Annotated in this window: 12 protein-coding genes and 4 tRNA genes; all 16 read left to right on the forward strand. The window is 62.7% G+C overall.

Annotation, left to right across the window (positions count from 1 at the left end):
- Positions 1 to 309 precede the first annotated feature (309 nt).
- The gene (locus E0702_RS11700; RefSeq protein ID WP_132044062.1) at positions 310 to 1,293 is read left to right on the forward strand and encodes a biotin--[acetyl-CoA-carboxylase] ligase; all 984 of its coding nucleotides are present in this window, start codon (positions 310 to 312) and stop codon (positions 1,291 to 1,293) included.
- On the forward strand, positions 1,290 to 2,129 hold the full coding sequence (locus tag E0702_RS11705; RefSeq protein ID WP_132044064.1) for a type III pantothenate kinase: 840 nt from the start codon (positions 1,290 to 1,292) through the stop codon (positions 2,127 to 2,129). Before E0702_RS11700 ends, E0702_RS11705 begins: the two co-directional genes overlap by 4 nt.
- 122 nt (positions 2,130 to 2,251) lie before the next feature.
- Positions 2,252 to 2,335: transfer RNA gene (locus tag E0702_RS11710), tRNA-Tyr, on the forward strand.
- A 51-nt stretch (positions 2,336 to 2,386) separates the two neighbouring features.
- Positions 2,387 to 2,460 (forward strand) — tRNA-Gly (locus E0702_RS11715).
- A 23-nt stretch (positions 2,461 to 2,483) separates the two neighbouring features.
- Positions 2,484 to 2,558 (forward strand) — tRNA-Thr (locus E0702_RS11720).
- Between the two features lie 149 nt (positions 2,559 to 2,707).
- A tRNA-Trp gene (locus E0702_RS11725) sits at positions 2,708 to 2,783 on the forward strand.
- Positions 2,784 to 2,855: 72 nt separating this feature from the next.
- On the forward strand, positions 2,856 to 3,224 hold the full coding sequence (gene secE, locus E0702_RS11730; protein WP_132044066.1) for a preprotein translocase subunit SecE: 369 nt from the start codon (positions 2,856 to 2,858) through the stop codon (positions 3,222 to 3,224).
- A gap of 8 nt (positions 3,225 to 3,232) precedes the next feature.
- A complete protein-coding gene (gene nusG / locus E0702_RS11735) occupies positions 3,233 to 3,766 on the forward strand; it encodes a transcription termination/antitermination protein NusG (RefSeq protein WP_132044068.1) in 534 nt (177 codons plus the stop codon).
- Positions 3,767 to 3,850: 84 nt separating this feature from the next.
- Positions 3,851 to 4,282 carry a 50S ribosomal protein L11 gene (gene rplK / locus E0702_RS11740; protein WP_132044070.1) on the forward strand — a complete coding sequence of 144 codons (432 nt, stop codon included), beginning with the start codon at positions 3,851 to 3,853 and terminating at the stop codon, positions 4,280 to 4,282.
- Positions 4,283 to 4,284: 2 nt separating this feature from the next.
- Positions 4,285 to 4,977 (forward strand): 50S ribosomal protein L1, encoded by a 693-nt coding sequence (gene rplA, locus E0702_RS11745; RefSeq protein WP_132044072.1) that lies wholly within the window; start codon positions 4,285 to 4,287, stop codon positions 4,975 to 4,977.
- 273 nt (positions 4,978 to 5,250) lie between these two features.
- On the forward strand, positions 5,251 to 5,754 hold the full coding sequence (gene rplJ, locus E0702_RS11750; protein WP_132044074.1) for a 50S ribosomal protein L10: 504 nt from the start codon (positions 5,251 to 5,253) through the stop codon (positions 5,752 to 5,754).
- 89 nt (positions 5,755 to 5,843) lie between these two features.
- Positions 5,844 to 6,215 carry a 50S ribosomal protein L7/L12 gene (rplL, locus tag E0702_RS11755; RefSeq protein WP_132044076.1) on the forward strand — a complete coding sequence of 124 codons (372 nt, stop codon included), beginning with the start codon at positions 5,844 to 5,846 and terminating at the stop codon, positions 6,213 to 6,215.
- A 235-nt stretch (positions 6,216 to 6,450) separates the two neighbouring features.
- Complete coding sequence (gene rpoB / locus E0702_RS11760) at positions 6,451 to 10,530, forward strand: DNA-directed RNA polymerase subunit beta (protein ID WP_132044079.1); 4,080 nt, start codon at positions 6,451 to 6,453, stop codon at positions 10,528 to 10,530.
- A gap of 85 nt (positions 10,531 to 10,615) precedes the next feature.
- Positions 10,616 to 14,836: a DNA-directed RNA polymerase subunit beta' gene (rpoC, locus tag E0702_RS11765; RefSeq protein WP_132044081.1), complete on the forward strand. Its 4,221-nt coding sequence runs from the start codon at positions 10,616 to 10,618 to the stop codon at positions 14,834 to 14,836.
- Between the two features lie 177 nt (positions 14,837 to 15,013).
- Positions 15,014 to 15,388: a 30S ribosomal protein S12 gene (gene rpsL / locus E0702_RS11770; RefSeq protein WP_102626761.1), complete on the forward strand. Its 375-nt coding sequence runs from the start codon at positions 15,014 to 15,016 to the stop codon at positions 15,386 to 15,388.
- A gap of 130 nt (positions 15,389 to 15,518) precedes the next feature.
- Complete coding sequence (gene rpsG / locus E0702_RS11775; protein ID WP_132044083.1) at positions 15,519 to 15,989, forward strand: 30S ribosomal protein S7; 471 nt, start codon at positions 15,519 to 15,521, stop codon at positions 15,987 to 15,989.
- The last annotated feature ends 5 nt before the right edge of the window (positions 15,990 to 15,994 follow it).

The raw sequence follows: 15,994 nt of genomic DNA on the forward strand, positions 1-15,994 counted from the left end.
CATCGTCAGGCACTTATACCGAGAAAACCCCGGGCATTCAGTTGCTCGGGGTTTTTTCATGTTGGGACGCTGCCCATGCAGCGTCCCGGAATGCCGGCCATCGAGGCGCCGCTCACCGGAGCCCGGCCGCCGGGATCTGGCACCTGGAGCATTGGCCGGACATCGTCAGACCCTTATTGAAAAAAGCCTCGAACTCATCATGAGTTTGGGGCTTTTTGTGTTTGGATGCTGAGCCTTTCCAGATGCTTACATTTCCGGGGTGCGCTGCATCCGATAGAATGGGTTTTTTTCCGATCCGGGATCCCTGGCATGACCATCGGTGACCTCATACGCCTTCTTGGCGACGGCGAGTTCCATTCGGGCGAGCAGCTCGGTGAGCAGCTCGGTGTGTCGCGTGCTGCGGTATGGAAGCAGTTGCGCAAGCTCGAGTCTTTGGGCATCAGCATGGAGGCGGTGAAAGGGCAGGGCTATCGACTTGCCGAGCCCCTGGAGCTCCTGGATGGACAACGCATCATCGCTGACCTCTCTCGTCAGGCACGTGGCCATCTGACGCGCCTTTTTGTCGAGGAAACCCTGCCCTCCTCGAACGCCTTTCTGCGCGAACGCTTCGACCATGGGGCGGGGCACGGTGAAGTGTGCCTGGTGGAGCAGCAGAGCGCCGGGCGTGGTCGCCGTGGGCGGGCCTGGAGCACTCCCTGGGGGAAGAGCCTGATGCTCTCCCTGGGATGGCGAGTCGAGTCCGGCATCGCTGCCCTGGAGGGACTGAGCCTTGCCGCAGGGGTGGCCCTGGCCCGAGTGCTGGAGAGTCACGGGGTTTCGCCGCTACTGAAGTGGCCCAATGATGTGCTGCTGAAGAGACCGGATGGAGAGTACGGCAAGCTGGCGGGCATCCTGGTGGAGGTCAGTGGGGACGCCTCTGGCCCCTGTGAGGTGGTGATTGGCATGGGGCTCAACCTTTCCCTGAGCGATGAGTTCCGCAGCTCCCTGGGGCAGCCTGCCGCGGCTGTCGAGGATCAGGTGACCGGCATATCCCGTAATGCGCTGGCAGCGGATCTGCTGGAGGCACTGCTTCCTCTGGTGGCGGAGTTCGAGCGTGAGGGGTTTGCCCCATGGCACAATGCCTGGAACGCCCGGCACGCCTTCGCCGGCCGTGAAGTGGACGTGTTGAGCGGCAATGCGCGTGAGGTAGCGCTGGTCGAGGAGGTGGATGCCTCCGGCAACCTGGTGGTGGTCCAGGGTGGAGAGCGACGCTATCTGGCGGGTGGTGAGATCAGTCTGCGTGTGCGCTCATGATTCTCGACCTCGATATCGGTAATACGCTCTCCAAGTGGCGTCTCAAGGATGTCGATACCAGCGAGATCCGCTCTCGTGGAGCGGTGTGGACCCGGGAGGAGTGGCGGCCGGGAGCCGATATTCCCAATCTCGAGGTGGTCGAGTCGGTGCGCATATCCAGCGTTGCGAGGCGTGCGGTGCTCGAGGAGACCGTCCAGCTGCTGCGTCAGCGCGTGGGGGCCGTTTATGTGGCCAGCTCCACCCCCGAGGCACTGGGTGTCACGAATGGTTATGAGGAGCCCGAGCGGCTCGGGGTCGACCGCTGGCTGGGAGTGCTGGCGGGTTACCAGCAGGTCGGCGCCTGTTGTGCCGTGGACTGTGGTAGTGCCATCACCATCGATTTCGTGCTGCCGGGAGGGCGCCACCTGGGTGGGTATATCCTGCCGGGGCTGAGGCTGATGAAGGAGAGCCTCAAGCTGGGGACCCGTAACGTGGCCATCGATCCCGACAGCGAGCCTGAGGAGCTGCTGGTTCCCGGCCGGCGCACGGTCGAGGCGGTCAATCATGGCATCTACATGGCGGCGGTCAGCGCGATCAACCGCGTCTATGCCGAGGTCTGTGATAGTGAAGGAGTGGCGCTACCTTTGATGCTGACCGGCGGCGATGCGCGGGTGGTGGCCCGCGGGCTTCAGGTGCCCCATGCCGTCTGGCCCGATATGGTCTATGGCGGTCTGGAGGCATGCTTTCCATTGACCGCCGCCGAGCGAGCAGGCCGAATGGCGGGCGCGCCGTGTGTGCCATCGCCGGTAGCGCTGGAAAAGATTCGCGCGGGGCTTGCATTCTCCATGCTGCTTTGACACAATGCGCCGCGTTCCGAAGAGAAGGGCGGCGGCGTCACGAGTCGCTCCAGGCATGAAAAGCTGCTTGTGAAACAATGGCTTGACATTCGGAATGGCGCTGGTAAAATAGGCCGCCAGTTGGAGGGGTTCCCGAGTGGCCAAAGGGAGCAGACTGTAAATCTGCCGCGAAAGCTTCGAAGGTTCGAATCCTTCCCCCTCCACCAGAATCAGGCAGCGATGATGAGGTTGGTCATCGAGGCCAAAAGAGTGGGTAGGCGGGCATAGTTCAATGGTAGAACCTCAGCCTTCCAAGCTGATGATGCGGGTTCGATCCCCGCTGCCCGCTCCAGCACCTAAGGGTGCAAAGGTTAGGCTCATGTAGCTCAGGGGTAGAGCACACCCTTGGTAAGGGTGAGGTCGACGGTTCAAATCCGTCCATGAGCTCCACATTGAAAGGCGAGCCAAGGCTCGCCTTTTCTCTTTCTCGCCGTTGATAGATTCTAAGTGGCGAGAGGGGGTTGCCAGGCAAAGCAGCTTCCGCTATGATGGCGCCCGCTGTCGCAAGCCACCTGCAAAGGGTGGAGGAAGGCAGATACAGGCCAGTAGCTCAATTGGCAGAGCAGCGGTCTCCAAAACCGCAGGTTGGGGGTTCGATTCCCTCCTGGCCTGCCAGTCTTCCCCAGGCTGGCTTATTCCTGTAAGAATTCACGTATCGATTGCCGCGCCTTGAGGAGTCTCGTTTTCATGAAACATAACGCCGAGGTGCAGGAGTCGCGCCACGACGGGCTCAAGTGGGCGGTTGTCGTCACTCTGCTGGTTCTGGCTGTGGTAGGCAACACCTACTTCGCCGACCAGGCTCTGCTCTATCGCGTGTTGGGTGTCGTGGCGCTGAGCGGCGTCGCTGCCTTGGTGGCGATGACCACTGCCAAGGGGCGTGATCTGGCTGAACTGGCTCGTGCCGCCAAGAAAGAGATTCAACGCGTAGTGTGGCCGACACGGCCCGAGACCATCCAGACTACCGTCATTGTGCTGGTCGCCGTGCTGGTGGTTGGTCTGATGCTGTGGTTGATCGACACCCTTCTTGGCTGGGCGATGTCCGGCGTTATCGGTTAGGAGCCCCCATGTCCAAGCGTTGGTACGTCATTCACGCCTACTCCGGATTCGAGAAGCATGTCATGCGTTCACTGGGTGAGCGCGTGAAGATGTTTGGCATGGAGGATCGCTTCGGCGAGATTCTGGTGCCAACCGAAGAAGTCGTCGAGATGCGTGATGGCAAGCGCCGCAAGAGCGAGCGCAAGTTCTATCCCGGCTACGTACTGGTCGAGATGGAAATGGATGACGAAACCTGGCACCTGGTCAACGAAACCCCGCGCGTCATGGGGTTCATCGGTGGAACCAAGGAAAAGCCGGCGCCCATTACTCAGAAAGAGGCCGATGCCATCCTGCGTCGTGTCGAGGATGGGACCGACAAGCCAAAGCCCAAGACTCTGTTCGAGCCGGGGCAGTCGGTCCGGGTTATCGATGGCCCCTTCGCCGACTTCAACGGTGTCGTAGAGGAAGTGAACTACGACAAGAGTCGCGTTCAGGTCAGTGTGCTGATCTTCGGACGCTCGACTCCTGTCGAGCTGGAATTCGCGCAGGTCGAGAAAGAGTAACGCTCGACCTGATGCAGGCAGGGCCGCAGCAGCGGCCGCAATACCGGGGAGCCGAAAGGCGCTACTACCCAACTGGAGTCCAATATGGCCAAGAAAGTACAGGCTTACATCAAGCTGCAGGTAGCAGCTGGTAAGGCCAACCCGAGTCCCCCCGTGGGCCCCGCGCTGGGTCAACACGGCGTCAACATCATGGAGTTCTGTAAGGCGTTCAACGCCGCGACCCAGGAGATTGAGCCGGGTCTGCCCACTCCGGTGGTGATCACCGTCTACTCCGACCGCAGCTTCACCTTCATCACCAAGACCCCGCCCGCGGCGGTCCTGCTGAAGAAGGCGGCTGGCATCAAGTCCGGCTCCGGTGAGCCGAACAAGAACAAGGTCGGTACCGTGACCCGTGAACAGCTCGAAGAGATCGCCAAGACCAAGGAGCCGGATCTGACGGCTGCCGATCTCGACGCCGCGGTGCGTACCATTGCCGGTAGTGCCCGCAGCATGGGCCTGAACGTGGAGGGTCTCTGATCATGGCCAAGCTGTCCAAGCGCGCGAAGATGATTAGCGAGAAGGTCGACTCCACCAAAGTCTACTCTCTCGAGGAAGCCGTGGCTCTGCTCAGCGAGCTCTCCACGGTCAAGTTCAAGGAGTCCCTGGACGTCGCCATCAACCTGGGCGTCGATCCGCGCAAATCCGACCAGGTGGTGCGTGGTGCGACCGTGATGCCCAACGGAACCGGCAAGGACGTTCGCGTCGCCGTGTTCACCCAGGGTGCCAACGCCGATGCCGCCAAGGAAGCCGGTGCCGATATCGTCGGCATGGATGACCTGGCCGAACAGGTCAAGAAGGGTCAGCTGGACTTCGACGTGGTGATCGCTTCACCCGACGCCATGCGCGTGGTCGGCCAGCTGGGCCAGATCCTCGGTCCGCGCGGCCTGATGCCGAACCCCAAGGTCGGCACCGTGACCCCTGACGTGGCGACTGCCGTCAAGAACGCCAAGGCCGGTCAGGTGCGTTTCCGTACCGACAAGAACGGCATCATCCACACCACCCTTGGCAAGGTCGACTTCGACGCCACCGCCATTCAGGGCAACCTGGACGCGCTGGTCGCCGACCTGAAGAAGCTCAAGCCGAGCACCTCCAAGGGCGTGTATTTCAAGAAGGTCACCCTGTCCACCACCATGGGCCCGGGCGTGACCATCGACCACTCCGGTCTGGTCTGATCGGTCGGTAGGTCGAACATTCAGCAAGAACTTTGCGGTCCCCGTGTCGAGTCTTGACTCGCCGGCGGGGCACCGTCAAAGACCGCAGGCGCCGCCTCGCTCGTGTGAGGCGGCTTAATCATCCCTTCGGGGCTGGCCTGCGCAGATGGTGTGGCCGCCAGGCGTCTGGTGAGCACCATCACCCAGGACTTCCGGCCCGCCTGCGGGCAGCCGGGAGAGATGGTAACCACCGGAACCCTCATCGCGAGGTTCCGGCACGAAGGAGTGATCACCGTGCCACTAGCACTCGAAGGCAAGAAGGCGATTGTTGCCGAGGTCAGTGAAGCGGCCAAGGATGCGCTCTCCGTCGTAGTTGCCGATTCTCGTGGCGTCGCGGTCAGCAAGATGACCGAACTGCGCAAGCAGGCACGCGAGAATGGCGTCCAGGTGCGTGTTGTTCGCAACACTCTGGCACGCCGCGCCCTGTCCGGAACTCCCTGGGAGATTCTGGACGAAAGCTTCTCGGGTCCGACCCTGCTGGCTTTCTCCTACGAGCACCCGGGCGCCGCCGCCCGTCTGTTCAAGGAGTTCGCCAAGGAGGAGAAGAGCTTCGAAGTCAAGGCGCTGGCCTACGAAGGTGAGCTGATTCCGGCCACCGAACTCGATCGTCTGGCGACGCTGCCGACCTACGACGAGGCCATTGCCAAGCTGATGTCCGTCATGAAAGAGGCATCTGCCGGCAAGCTGGTCCGTACCCTGGCCGCCCTGCGCGACCAGAAGCAGGAAGAAGCCGCCTGATCGGCGAACTCCTGCAGGCAGCCTGAATCGAATATTGAATCCCGAGCCGACGCTTGAGCGTGGCTCCCGCAAAGTTAGGAATCGTGACAATGGCACTGACCAAAGAAGATATCATCAACGCCGTCTCCGACATGTCCGTCATGGAAGTGGTCGAGCTGATCGAGGCCATGGAAGAGAAGTTCGGCGTCTCCGCTGCTGCCGCTGTCGTGGCTGGCCCGGGTGGCGGTGAAGCCGCTGCCGAGGAAGAGCAGACCGAGTTCGACCTGGTGCTGACCAGCGCTGGCGACAAGAAGGTCAACGTGATCAAGGTCGTCCGTGAGATCACCGGTCTGGGCCTGAAGGAAGCCAAGGGTGCCGTCGACGGCGCACCGGCTACCGTCAAGGAAGCTATGTCCAAGGAAGACGCTGAAGCGGCCAAGGCCAAGCTGGAAGAAGCCGGCGCGAGCGTGGAGCTCAAGTAAGTCCTTGAGCAACATGGCTTCACGCGCGGCGTAAGCTTCCACGGCTGGTGGCGGGACACCCGCTGCCGGCCTTTTTCTGTTGTCACTGGCCGCTGCTTCGGCAGCCCGGCCGGACGAATTCCAGAAGGCGAGCGTCCCTCTAGGCGCTTGCCTTCATCGCCTGACGGAGCCGCACCCCGTCGGGTGGCGCCGACCACGCATCGGTCACCCATGGTGAACAAGCTGGGGAATACAGATGGCTTACTCATACACTGAGAAAAAACGCATCCGCAAGGATTTCGGCAAACTGCCCCAAGTGATGGATGTGCCCTACCTGCTGGCGATCCAGCTTGATTCCTATTACGACTTCCTCCAGCAGGACCGAGCGCCCGAGGAGCGTCTCGAGACCGGCTTGCATGCTGCCTTCAGGTCGGTGTTCCCGATCGAGAGCATGTCCGGCAATGCTGCGCTGGAGTATGTCAGCTACCGCTTCGGTACGCCGGCCTTCGACGTCAAGGAGTGTCAGCTGCGTGGTGTTACCTATTCGGCTCCACTGCGCGTCAAGGTTCGCCTGATCATCTATGACAAGGAGTCATCGAACAAGGCGATCAAGGACATCAAGGAGCAGGAAGTCTACATGGGGGAGATCCCCCTGATGACGGAGAACGGTACCTTCGTGGTGAACGGTACCGAGCGGGTTATCGTTTCCCAGCTGCACCGTTCTCCCGGCGTGTTCTTCGATCACGACAAGGGCAAGAGCCACTCCTCCGGCAAGCTGCTCTACTCCGCGCGGGTCATCCCCTACCGCGGCTCCTGGCTCGACTTCGAGTTCGATCCCAAGGACAGTGTCTTCGTGCGTATCGACCGTCGCCGCAAGCTGCCGGCCTCGGTACTGCTGCGCGCGCTGGGCATGAGCGCCGAGGAGATCCTCGAGGAGTTCTTCGAGACCAGCACCTTCCACGTCGAGAAGAACGGCTTCTCCGTGGAGCTGGTGCCGTCGCGCCTGCGCGGCGAGACCGCCACCTTCGACATCAAGGATGCCGAGGGCGGCCTGATCGTCGAGGAAGGGCGCCGCATTACCCAGAAGCATATCCGTCAGCTGGAGAAGGCCGGCCTCGAGCGTCTCGAGGTGCCGATGGAGTACCTGTTCGGCAAGACCCTGGCCAAGGATCAGGTCGACCCGAACACCGGTGAGCTGCTCTGCCCCTGCAACACCGAGATCACCCCGGAGCTGCTCGAGAAGCTCGGCCAGGCCGGCATCACTACCCTCGAGACGCTGTACACCAACGATCTCGACTGTGGCCCCTTCATCTCCGACACCCTCAAGCTGGATACCACCGGGTCCCAGCTCGAGGCGCTCGTCGAGATCTATCGCATGATGCGTCCCGGCGAGCCGCCCACCAAGGAGGCCGCCGAGACCCTGTTCAACAACCTGTTCTTCAGCGAAGACCGTTACGACATCTCCAGTGTCGGTCGCATGAAGTTCAACCGCCGCCTGCGTCGCGAGTCCGATACCGGCTCCGGCGTACTGGATCGTCGCGACATCCTTGACGTGCTCAAGGAGCTGATCCATATCCGTAACGGCTTCGGCGAGGTGGACGACATCGACCACCTGGGCAACCGCCGTATCCGCTGCGTGGGCGAGATGGCCGAGAACCAGTTCCGCGTCGGCCTGGTGCGCGTCGAGCGCGCGGTCAAGGAGCGTCTCTCCATGGCCGAGAGCGAGGGCCTGATGCCTCAGGACCTGATCAACGCCAAGCCCGTCGCCGCGGCAGTCAAGGAGTTCTTCGGCTCCAGCCAGCTCTCCCAGTTCATGGACCAGAACAACCCGCTCTCCGAGGTCACCCACAAGCGTCGTGTCTCCGCGCTTGGTCCGGGTGGCCTGACCCGCGAACGGGCCGGCTTCGAGGTGCGTGACGTTCACGCGACCCACTATGGTCGACTGTGCCCGATCGAGACCCCGGAAGGCCCCAACATCGGCCTGATCAACTCCCTGGCGACCTATAGCCACACCAACAGCTACGGCTTCCTCGAGACGCCCTACCGCAAGGTGGTGGACAGCCAGTTGACCGACGAGGTGGTTCATCTCTCGGCCATCGAGGAGGGCAACTTCGTTATCGCCCAGGCCTCGGCGACCGTGGATGAGAGCGGCAAGCTGGCCGACGATCTGGTGCAGGTGCGCCACAAGGGCGAGACCACCTTCATGCGTCCCGAGCAGGTGACGCTGATGGACGTGTCGCCGCGCCAGGTGGTATCGGTTGCCGCCGCACTGATTCCCTTCCTCGAGCATGATGACGCCAACCGCGCCCTGATGGGGGCCAACATGCAGCGTCAGGCGGTGCCGACCCTGCGTGCCGACAAGCCGCTGGTGGGTACCGGCATGGAGCGCTTCGTCGCCCGTGACTCCGGGGTCTGTGAGGTGGCGCGTCGCGGCGGGGTGATCGACTCCGTGGATGCCAAGCGCATCGTGGTACGCGTCAACGAGGATGAGATCATCGGCGGCGAGGCCGGCGTCGACATCTATAACCTCACCAAGTATGTGCGCTCCAACCAGAACACCTGCCAGAACCAGCGCCCGATCGTGCGTCCTGGTGACTCGGTGGCACGCGGCGACATCCTCGCCGATGGCCCCTCCGTGGACATGGGTGACCTGGCGCTTGGCCAGAACATGCGCATCGCCTTCATGCCCTGGAACGGCTACAACTTCGAGGACTCGATCCTGCTCTCGGAGCGGGCGGTGGAAGAGGACCGCTTCACCACCATCCATATCCAGGAGCTGACCTGCGTCTCCCGCGACACCAAGCTGGGGCCGGAGGAGATCACCTCCGATATCCCCAATGTCGGCGAGTCGGCACTCTCCAAGCTGGATGAGGCCGGTGTGGTCTATATCGGTGCGGAAGTCGGTCCCGGCGATATCCTGGTCGGCAAGGTCACGCCCAAGGGGGAGACCCAGCTGACGCCGGAAGAGAAGCTGCTGCGTGCGATCTTCGGTGAGAAGGCCAGCGACGTGAAGGACACCTCCCTGCGTGCCCCGACGGGCATGAAGGGAACCGTCATCGACGTTCAGGTCTTCACCCGTGACGGCGTGGAGAAGGACTCGCGTGCGCTCTCCATCGAGCAGATGCAGCTCGACGAGGTACGCAAGGACCTCCAGGAGACCTATCGCATCGCCGAGGATGCCACCTTCGAGCGCCTCAAGCGAACCCTGAGTGGCCAGCCGGTAAACGGTGGCCCCCAGCTCAAGAAGGGTGACGTGCTCTCCGAGAGCTACCTCGACGAGCTGCCGCGTCAGCAGTGGTTCAAGCTGCGCCTGCAGGACGAGACGCTCAATGAGCTGCTGGCCCAGGCCGACGAACAGCTCGAGAACCGTCGCAAGGAGATGGACGAGCGTTTCGAGGACAAGAAGCGCAAGCTGACCCAGGGGGACGATCTGGCGCCCGGCGTGCTCAAGATCGTCAAGGTCTACATGGCGGTCAAGCGTCGCCTGCAGCCGGGCGACAAGATGGCGGGTCGTCACGGAAACAAGGGTGTCATCTCGGCGATCATGCCCATCGAGGACATGCCGTTCGACGACCGGGGCGAGCCGGTGGATGTCGTGCTCAACCCGCTGGGCGTACCCTCGCGCATGAATGTCGGTCAGATTCTCGAGACTCACCTGGGCCTCGCCGCCTGGGGGCTGGGTCGCAAGATCGACGCTCTGCTGCGTGATGCGCGTGAGCAGCAGGTGGCCGAGATCCGCGAGTTCCTGGGGCAGGTCTACAACACCACTCCGGGCACCCGGGTCGAGGAACTCGACACGCTTTCCGACGATGAGGTGATCGCCCTGGCGAAGAACCTCAAGGGCGGCGTGCCGATGTCCACGCCGGTGTTCGATGGCGCCGAAGAGGATGAGATCAAGCATCTGCTGCGCCTGGCCGAGCTGCCGGATTCAGGCCAGATGACGCTCTATGACGGCCGTACCGGTGATGCCTTCGATCGTCCGGTGACCGTTGGCTACATGTACATGCTCAAGCTCAACCACCTGGTGGACGACAAGATGCACGCCCGTTCCACCGGCTCCTACTCGCTGGTGACCCAGCAGCCGCTGGGCGGCAAGGCGCAGTTCGGTGGTCAGCGTTTCGGTGAGATGGAGGTCTGGGCCCTGGAGGCTTATGGCGCCGCCTATACCCTCCAGGAGATGCTCACCGTCAAGTCCGATGACGTGGAGGGTCGTACCAAGATGTACAAGAACATCGTGGATGGCGATCACGCGATGCAGGCGGGCATGCCGGAGTCCTTCAACGTGCTGGTGAAGGAGATCCGCTCGCTGGGCATCGACATCGAGCTCGAGAGCTGAGGCGGCCGACGCTTCACATTATGACGGTCCGCGGGGGTGGCAGCATTGCCCCCGCCCATGACAACTCCGCAGCGGAGCCGACCCCATGAAAGATTTGGTGAAAGTCCTCAAATCGCAGTCTCAGTCCGACGAGTTCGACGCGATCAAGATTACCCTGGCGTCCCCGGACATGATCCGTTCCTGGTCATTCGGGGAGGTCAAGAAGCCCGAGACCATCAACTACCGTACCTTCAAGCCGGAACGGGATGGCCTGTTCTGTGCCAAGATCTTTGGCCCGGTCAAGGATTACGAGTGCTTGTGCGGCAAGTACAAGCGCATGAAGCATCGCGGCATCATCTGCGAGAAGTGTGGCGTGGAGGTCACCAAGGCCGCCGTGCGCCGTGAGCGCATGGCGCATATCGAGCTGGCCAGCCCCGTCGCGCATATCTGGTTCTTGAAGTCGCTCCCGTCACGTATCGGCATGTTCCTGGACATGACCCTGCGTGATATCGAGCGCGTGCTCTACTTCGAGAGCTTCGTGGTCATCGACCCGGGCATGACCACGCTGGAGCGCGGTCAGCTGCTCAACGACGAGCAGTACTTCGAGGCACTCGAGGAGTTCGGCGACGACTTCGACGCCCGCATGGGGGCCGAGGCGGTCCAGGCGCTGCTCAAGGACATCGATATGCTGGAGGAGATCGAGCGCCTGCGCGAGGAGATCCCCCAGACCAACTCCGAGACCAAGATCAAGAAGCTTTCCAAGCGGCTCAAGCTGCTGGAGGCCTTCCAAGGCTCCGGCAACGATCCGGCCTGGATGGTCATGGAGGTGCTGCCGGTGCTGCCGCCGGACCTGCGTCCGCTGGTGCCGCTGGACGGTGGTCGTTTCGCGACCTCCGACCTCAACGACCTCTATCGTCGCGTGATCAACCGCAACAACCGCCTGAAGCGGCTGCTCGACCTCAATGCGCCCGATATCATCGTGCGCAACGAGAAACGGATGCTGCAGGAAGCGGTCGATGCGCTGCTCGACAACGGTCGCCGTGGTCGTGCCATCACCGGCTCCAACAAGCGCCCGCTGAAGTCCCTGGCCGACATGATCAAGGGCAAGCAGGGGCGTTTCCGTCAGAACCTGCTGGGCAAGCGCGTCGACTACTCCGGCCGTTCGGTGATCACCGTCGGCCCGACCCTGCGCCTGCACCAGTGTGGCCTGCCCAAAAAGATGGCGCTGGAGCTGTTCAAGCCGTTCATCTACTCCAAGCTGCAGTCGCTGGGCCACGCCTCCACCATCAAGGCGGCCAAGAAGATGGTCGAGCGCGAGACAGCCGAGGTGTGGGATATCCTCGCCGATGTCATTCGCGAGCACCCGGTACTCCTCAACCGCGCCCCGACCCTGCACCGCCTCGGCATTCAGGCCTTCGAGCCGCTGCTGATCGAGGGCAAGGCGATCCAGCTGCACCCGCTGGTGTGTGCCGCCTACAACGCTGACTTCGACGGTGACCAGATGGCGGTCCACGTGCCGCTGACCCTGGAAGCTCAGCTCGAGGCGCGCACGCTGATGATGGCGACCAACAACGTGCTGTCGCCGGCCAACGGTGAGCCGATCATCGTGCCTTCCCAGGATGTGGTGCTGGGTCTGTATTACATGACCCGAGAGAAGATCAACGCCAGGGGCGAGGGCATGATCTTCACCGACCTCAACGAGGTGGAGCGCGCCTTCAACACCCAGAATGTGGCGCTGCATGCCCGCATCAAGGTGCGTCTCGACGAGGTCCTCATCGATGAGGAGAGCGGTGAGAAAACCCACCAGCGGGTGCTTCGCGATACCACCGTCGGGCGTGCGCTGCTGTTCCGCATCCTGCCGGAGGGCGTGCCCTTCGAGCTGGTCGACCAGCCGATGAAGAAGAAGGCGATCTCCGGCCTGCTCAACGAGGTCTATCGCCGTTCCGGTCTCAAGCCGACGGTCATCTTCGCTGACCAGCTGATGTACACCGGCTTCCGCCTGGCCACCTGGTCCGGCGCCTCCATCGGGGTCAACGACTTCGTCATCCCGGACGCCAAGGCCGAGATCGTCGAGGCCGCCGAGGAGGAGGTCAAGGAGATCGAGGACCAGTTCTCCTCGGGTCTGGTGACCGCGGGCGAGAAGTACAACAAGGTGATCGACATCTGGTCCAAGGCCAACGACAAGGTGGCCAAGGCGATGATGGTGGGGATCTCCAAGGAGACCGTGATCGACCGCGAAGGCAAGGAGGTCGAACAGGACTCCTTCAACAGCGTGTTCATCATGGCCGACTCCGGTGCTCGGGGTAGCGCCGCCCAGATCCGCCAGCTGGCGGGCATGCGTGGCCTGATGGCCAAGCCGGACGGCTCGATCATCGAGACACCGATCGTGGCGAACTTCCGTGAGGGTTTGAACGTACTCCAGTACTTCATCTCCACCCACGGTGCCCGTAAGGGTCTGGCGGATACCGCCCTGAAGACCGCCAACTCCGGTTACCTGACCCGTCGCCTGGTCGACGTGGCCCAGGACATGGTGATCACCGAGACGGACTGCGGCACCGAGCGTGGCTTGACCCTGCATCCGGTGATCGAGGGTGGCGATATCATCGTGCCCCTGGCGCAGCGCGTGCTGGGCCGCGTGGTCGCCCAGGATGTCATCGACCCGGCCAGCGACGAGGTGCTGATCCCGCGTAACACCCTGCTCGACGAGAAGTGGTGTGCCGATCTCGACACCATGGGTGTCGACGAAATCGTGGTGCGCAGTGCGATCAGCTGTGAGACCGCCCATGGCGTCTGCTCGGCCTGTTACGGCCGCGACCTGGCGCGTGGCCATCAGGTCAATATCGGCGAGTCCGTCGGCGTCATCGCCGCGCAGTCGATCGGTGAGCCGGGCACCCAGCTGACCATGCGGACCTTCCACATCGGTGGTGCCGCATCGCGGGCCTCCGCGGTGGACAGTGTCCAGGTCAAGCATGGCGGTAAGGTACGTCTGCACAACATCAAGTATGTCGAGCGCGCCGACGGCAAGTTGGTGGTGGTCTCGCGCTCCAGTGCCTTGGCCGTCGCCGACGAGCATGGTCGCGAGCGCGAATATTACAAGCTGCCCTACGGTGCCGAGCTGTCGGTCCGCGACGGCGACAGTGTCGACGCCGGTCAGGCAGTGGCCAAGTGGGATCCGCACACCCACCCAATCGTCGCCGAGGCCGAGGGTGCCGTGCAGTACGCCGACATGGAGGAGGGCGTCACCATCCACCGCAGCGTGGACGAGATGACCGGTCTCTCCTCCATCGAGGTGATCGAGGCGGCGGCGCGGCCGATGGCTGGTCGCGACAAGCGCCCGATGATCCTGCTCAATGACGAGTCCGGCAAGCCGGTTACCGTCACTGGATCCGATACTCCCGTGCAGTATCCGCTGCCCGGCAAGTCGATTGTCACCGCCGACAACGGCGCTCGGATCGGTATCGGTGAAGTGGTCGCGCGTATCCCGGTGGAGGCCTCTTCGAACAAGGACATCACCGGTGGTCTGCCGCGTGTCGCGGATCTGTTCGAGGCGCGCAAGCCCAAGGAACCGTCGATCCTCGCCGAAATCAGCGGCGTGATCAGCTTCGGCAAGGAGACCAAGGGCAAGCGTCGCCTGACGATTACCCCGGAAGGCGGTGGCGATCCCTTTGAGACGCTGATCCCGAAGTGGCGTCAGATCGCGGTCTTCGAGGGCGAGTCGGTCGCGAAGGGCGAGGTCATCTCCGATGGTCCCAGCAACCCCCACGACATCCTGCGTCTGCTGGGTGTCGAGGAGCTGGCCAAGTACATCACCGCCGAGATCCAGGAGGTCTACCGCCTCCAGGGCGTGGGCATCAACGACAAGCACATTGAAGTGATCGTGCGTCAGATGCTGCGCAAGGTCGAGATCACCGATGCCGGTGACTCCGACTTCATCCCCGGCGATCAGGCCGAGCTGGTGCGGGTGCTCGAACAGAATGCGCGCCTCGAGAAGGCGGGCAAGTTCCCGGCCAAGTATCAGCGTGTGCTGCTCGGTATCACCAAGGCCAGCCTGGCAACCGAGTCGTTCATCTCCGCGGCCTCCTTCCAGGAGACCACGCGAGTGCTGACCGAAGCCGCGGTGACCGGCAAGCGGGATTACCTGCGCGGCTTGAAGGAGAACGTCGTGGTGGGTCGCCTGATCCCGGCCGGTACCGGCCTGACTCACCATGCCGAGCGTCGCCGCCGGCGCGATGGTGTCGAAGAGCCTGCCGCACCGTCGGCCCATGACGTCGAGCAGGCGCTGGGCGCTCAGTTGACCGCGCTGGATTCGGATGACGACGAGATCTGACGTCACCGGCAGGTCCGGCCGCTGCGGCGGCCGGGCTTGACGAAGGGCGGCGTCAGCCAGTAGAATGCGCAGCCTTTAACAGTGGGGCGGGTGCGCCCGAACCTGCTGGGAAGGTAGCGTAGTACAGGAAAGCGAGCGGCTACCTCGCTTCCGCAAGGCAACCCATTGGAGCAATAGATGGCAACAATCAATCAGCTGGTGCGCAAGCCGCGCAAGCGTCCCGTCAGCAAGAGTGACGTGCCGGCGCTGCAGGCCTGCCCGCAGAAGCGCGGCGTTTGCACCCGCGTCTACACGACTACCCCGAAGAAGCCGAACTCCGCACTGCGTAAGGTGTGCCGTGTTCGCCTGACCAACGGGTTCGAGGTTTCCTCCTACATTGGTGGTGAGGGGCACAACCTGCAGGAGCACTCCGTGGTTCTGATCCGCGGTGGTCGAGTCAAGGACCTTCCCGGTGTGCGTTATCACACCGTGCGCGGCGCTCTGGACACCTCCGGCGTGCAGAACCGTAAGCAGGGTCGTTCCAAGTACGGTACCAAGCGTCCCAAGGCCTGATCGGCCCGGATCGCGATTTCACCACCCATTGATATCGGTCTGATAAGAGTAAGGTCGGGCGTCGCGGGCTCAAAGCGAGTGCGCGGGAGTTCCGAGTTTACCTGAAGGACCCTTCAACAGAGGGCTTATCATGCCTAGAAGAAGAGTTGCGGCCAAGCGTGAGATCCTGCCGGATCCCAAGTTCGGAAGCGAACGCCTGGCGAAGTTCATGAACCACCTGATGATCGGCGGCAAGAAGTCCGTAGCTGAGCGCATCGTCTATGGTGCGCTGGACAGGGTTGCCGAGCGCAGTAACGAAGAGCCGCTGGAGATCTTCGACAAGGCGCTGGAGAGCATCCAGCCGATGGTCGAGGTGAAGTCACGCCGCGTCGGCGGCGCGACCTATCAGGTGCCGGTCGAGGTGCGTCCCTCGCGTCGTCAGGCGCTGGCCATGCGTTGGCTGGCAGATGCCGCGCGCCGCCGTGGTGAAAAGACCATGGTGCTGCGTCTCGCCGGCGAGATGCTCGATGCCGCCGAAGGCAAGGGCTCTGCGGTCAAGAAGCGTGAAGACGTGCATCGTATGGCTGAAGCCAACAAGGCCTTCTCGCACTTCCGGTTCTAAGTGCC

The organism is Halomonas marinisediminis (assembly GCF_004347715.1).
Taxonomy (GTDB): domain Bacteria; phylum Pseudomonadota; class Gammaproteobacteria; order Pseudomonadales; family Halomonadaceae; genus Halomonas; species Halomonas icarae.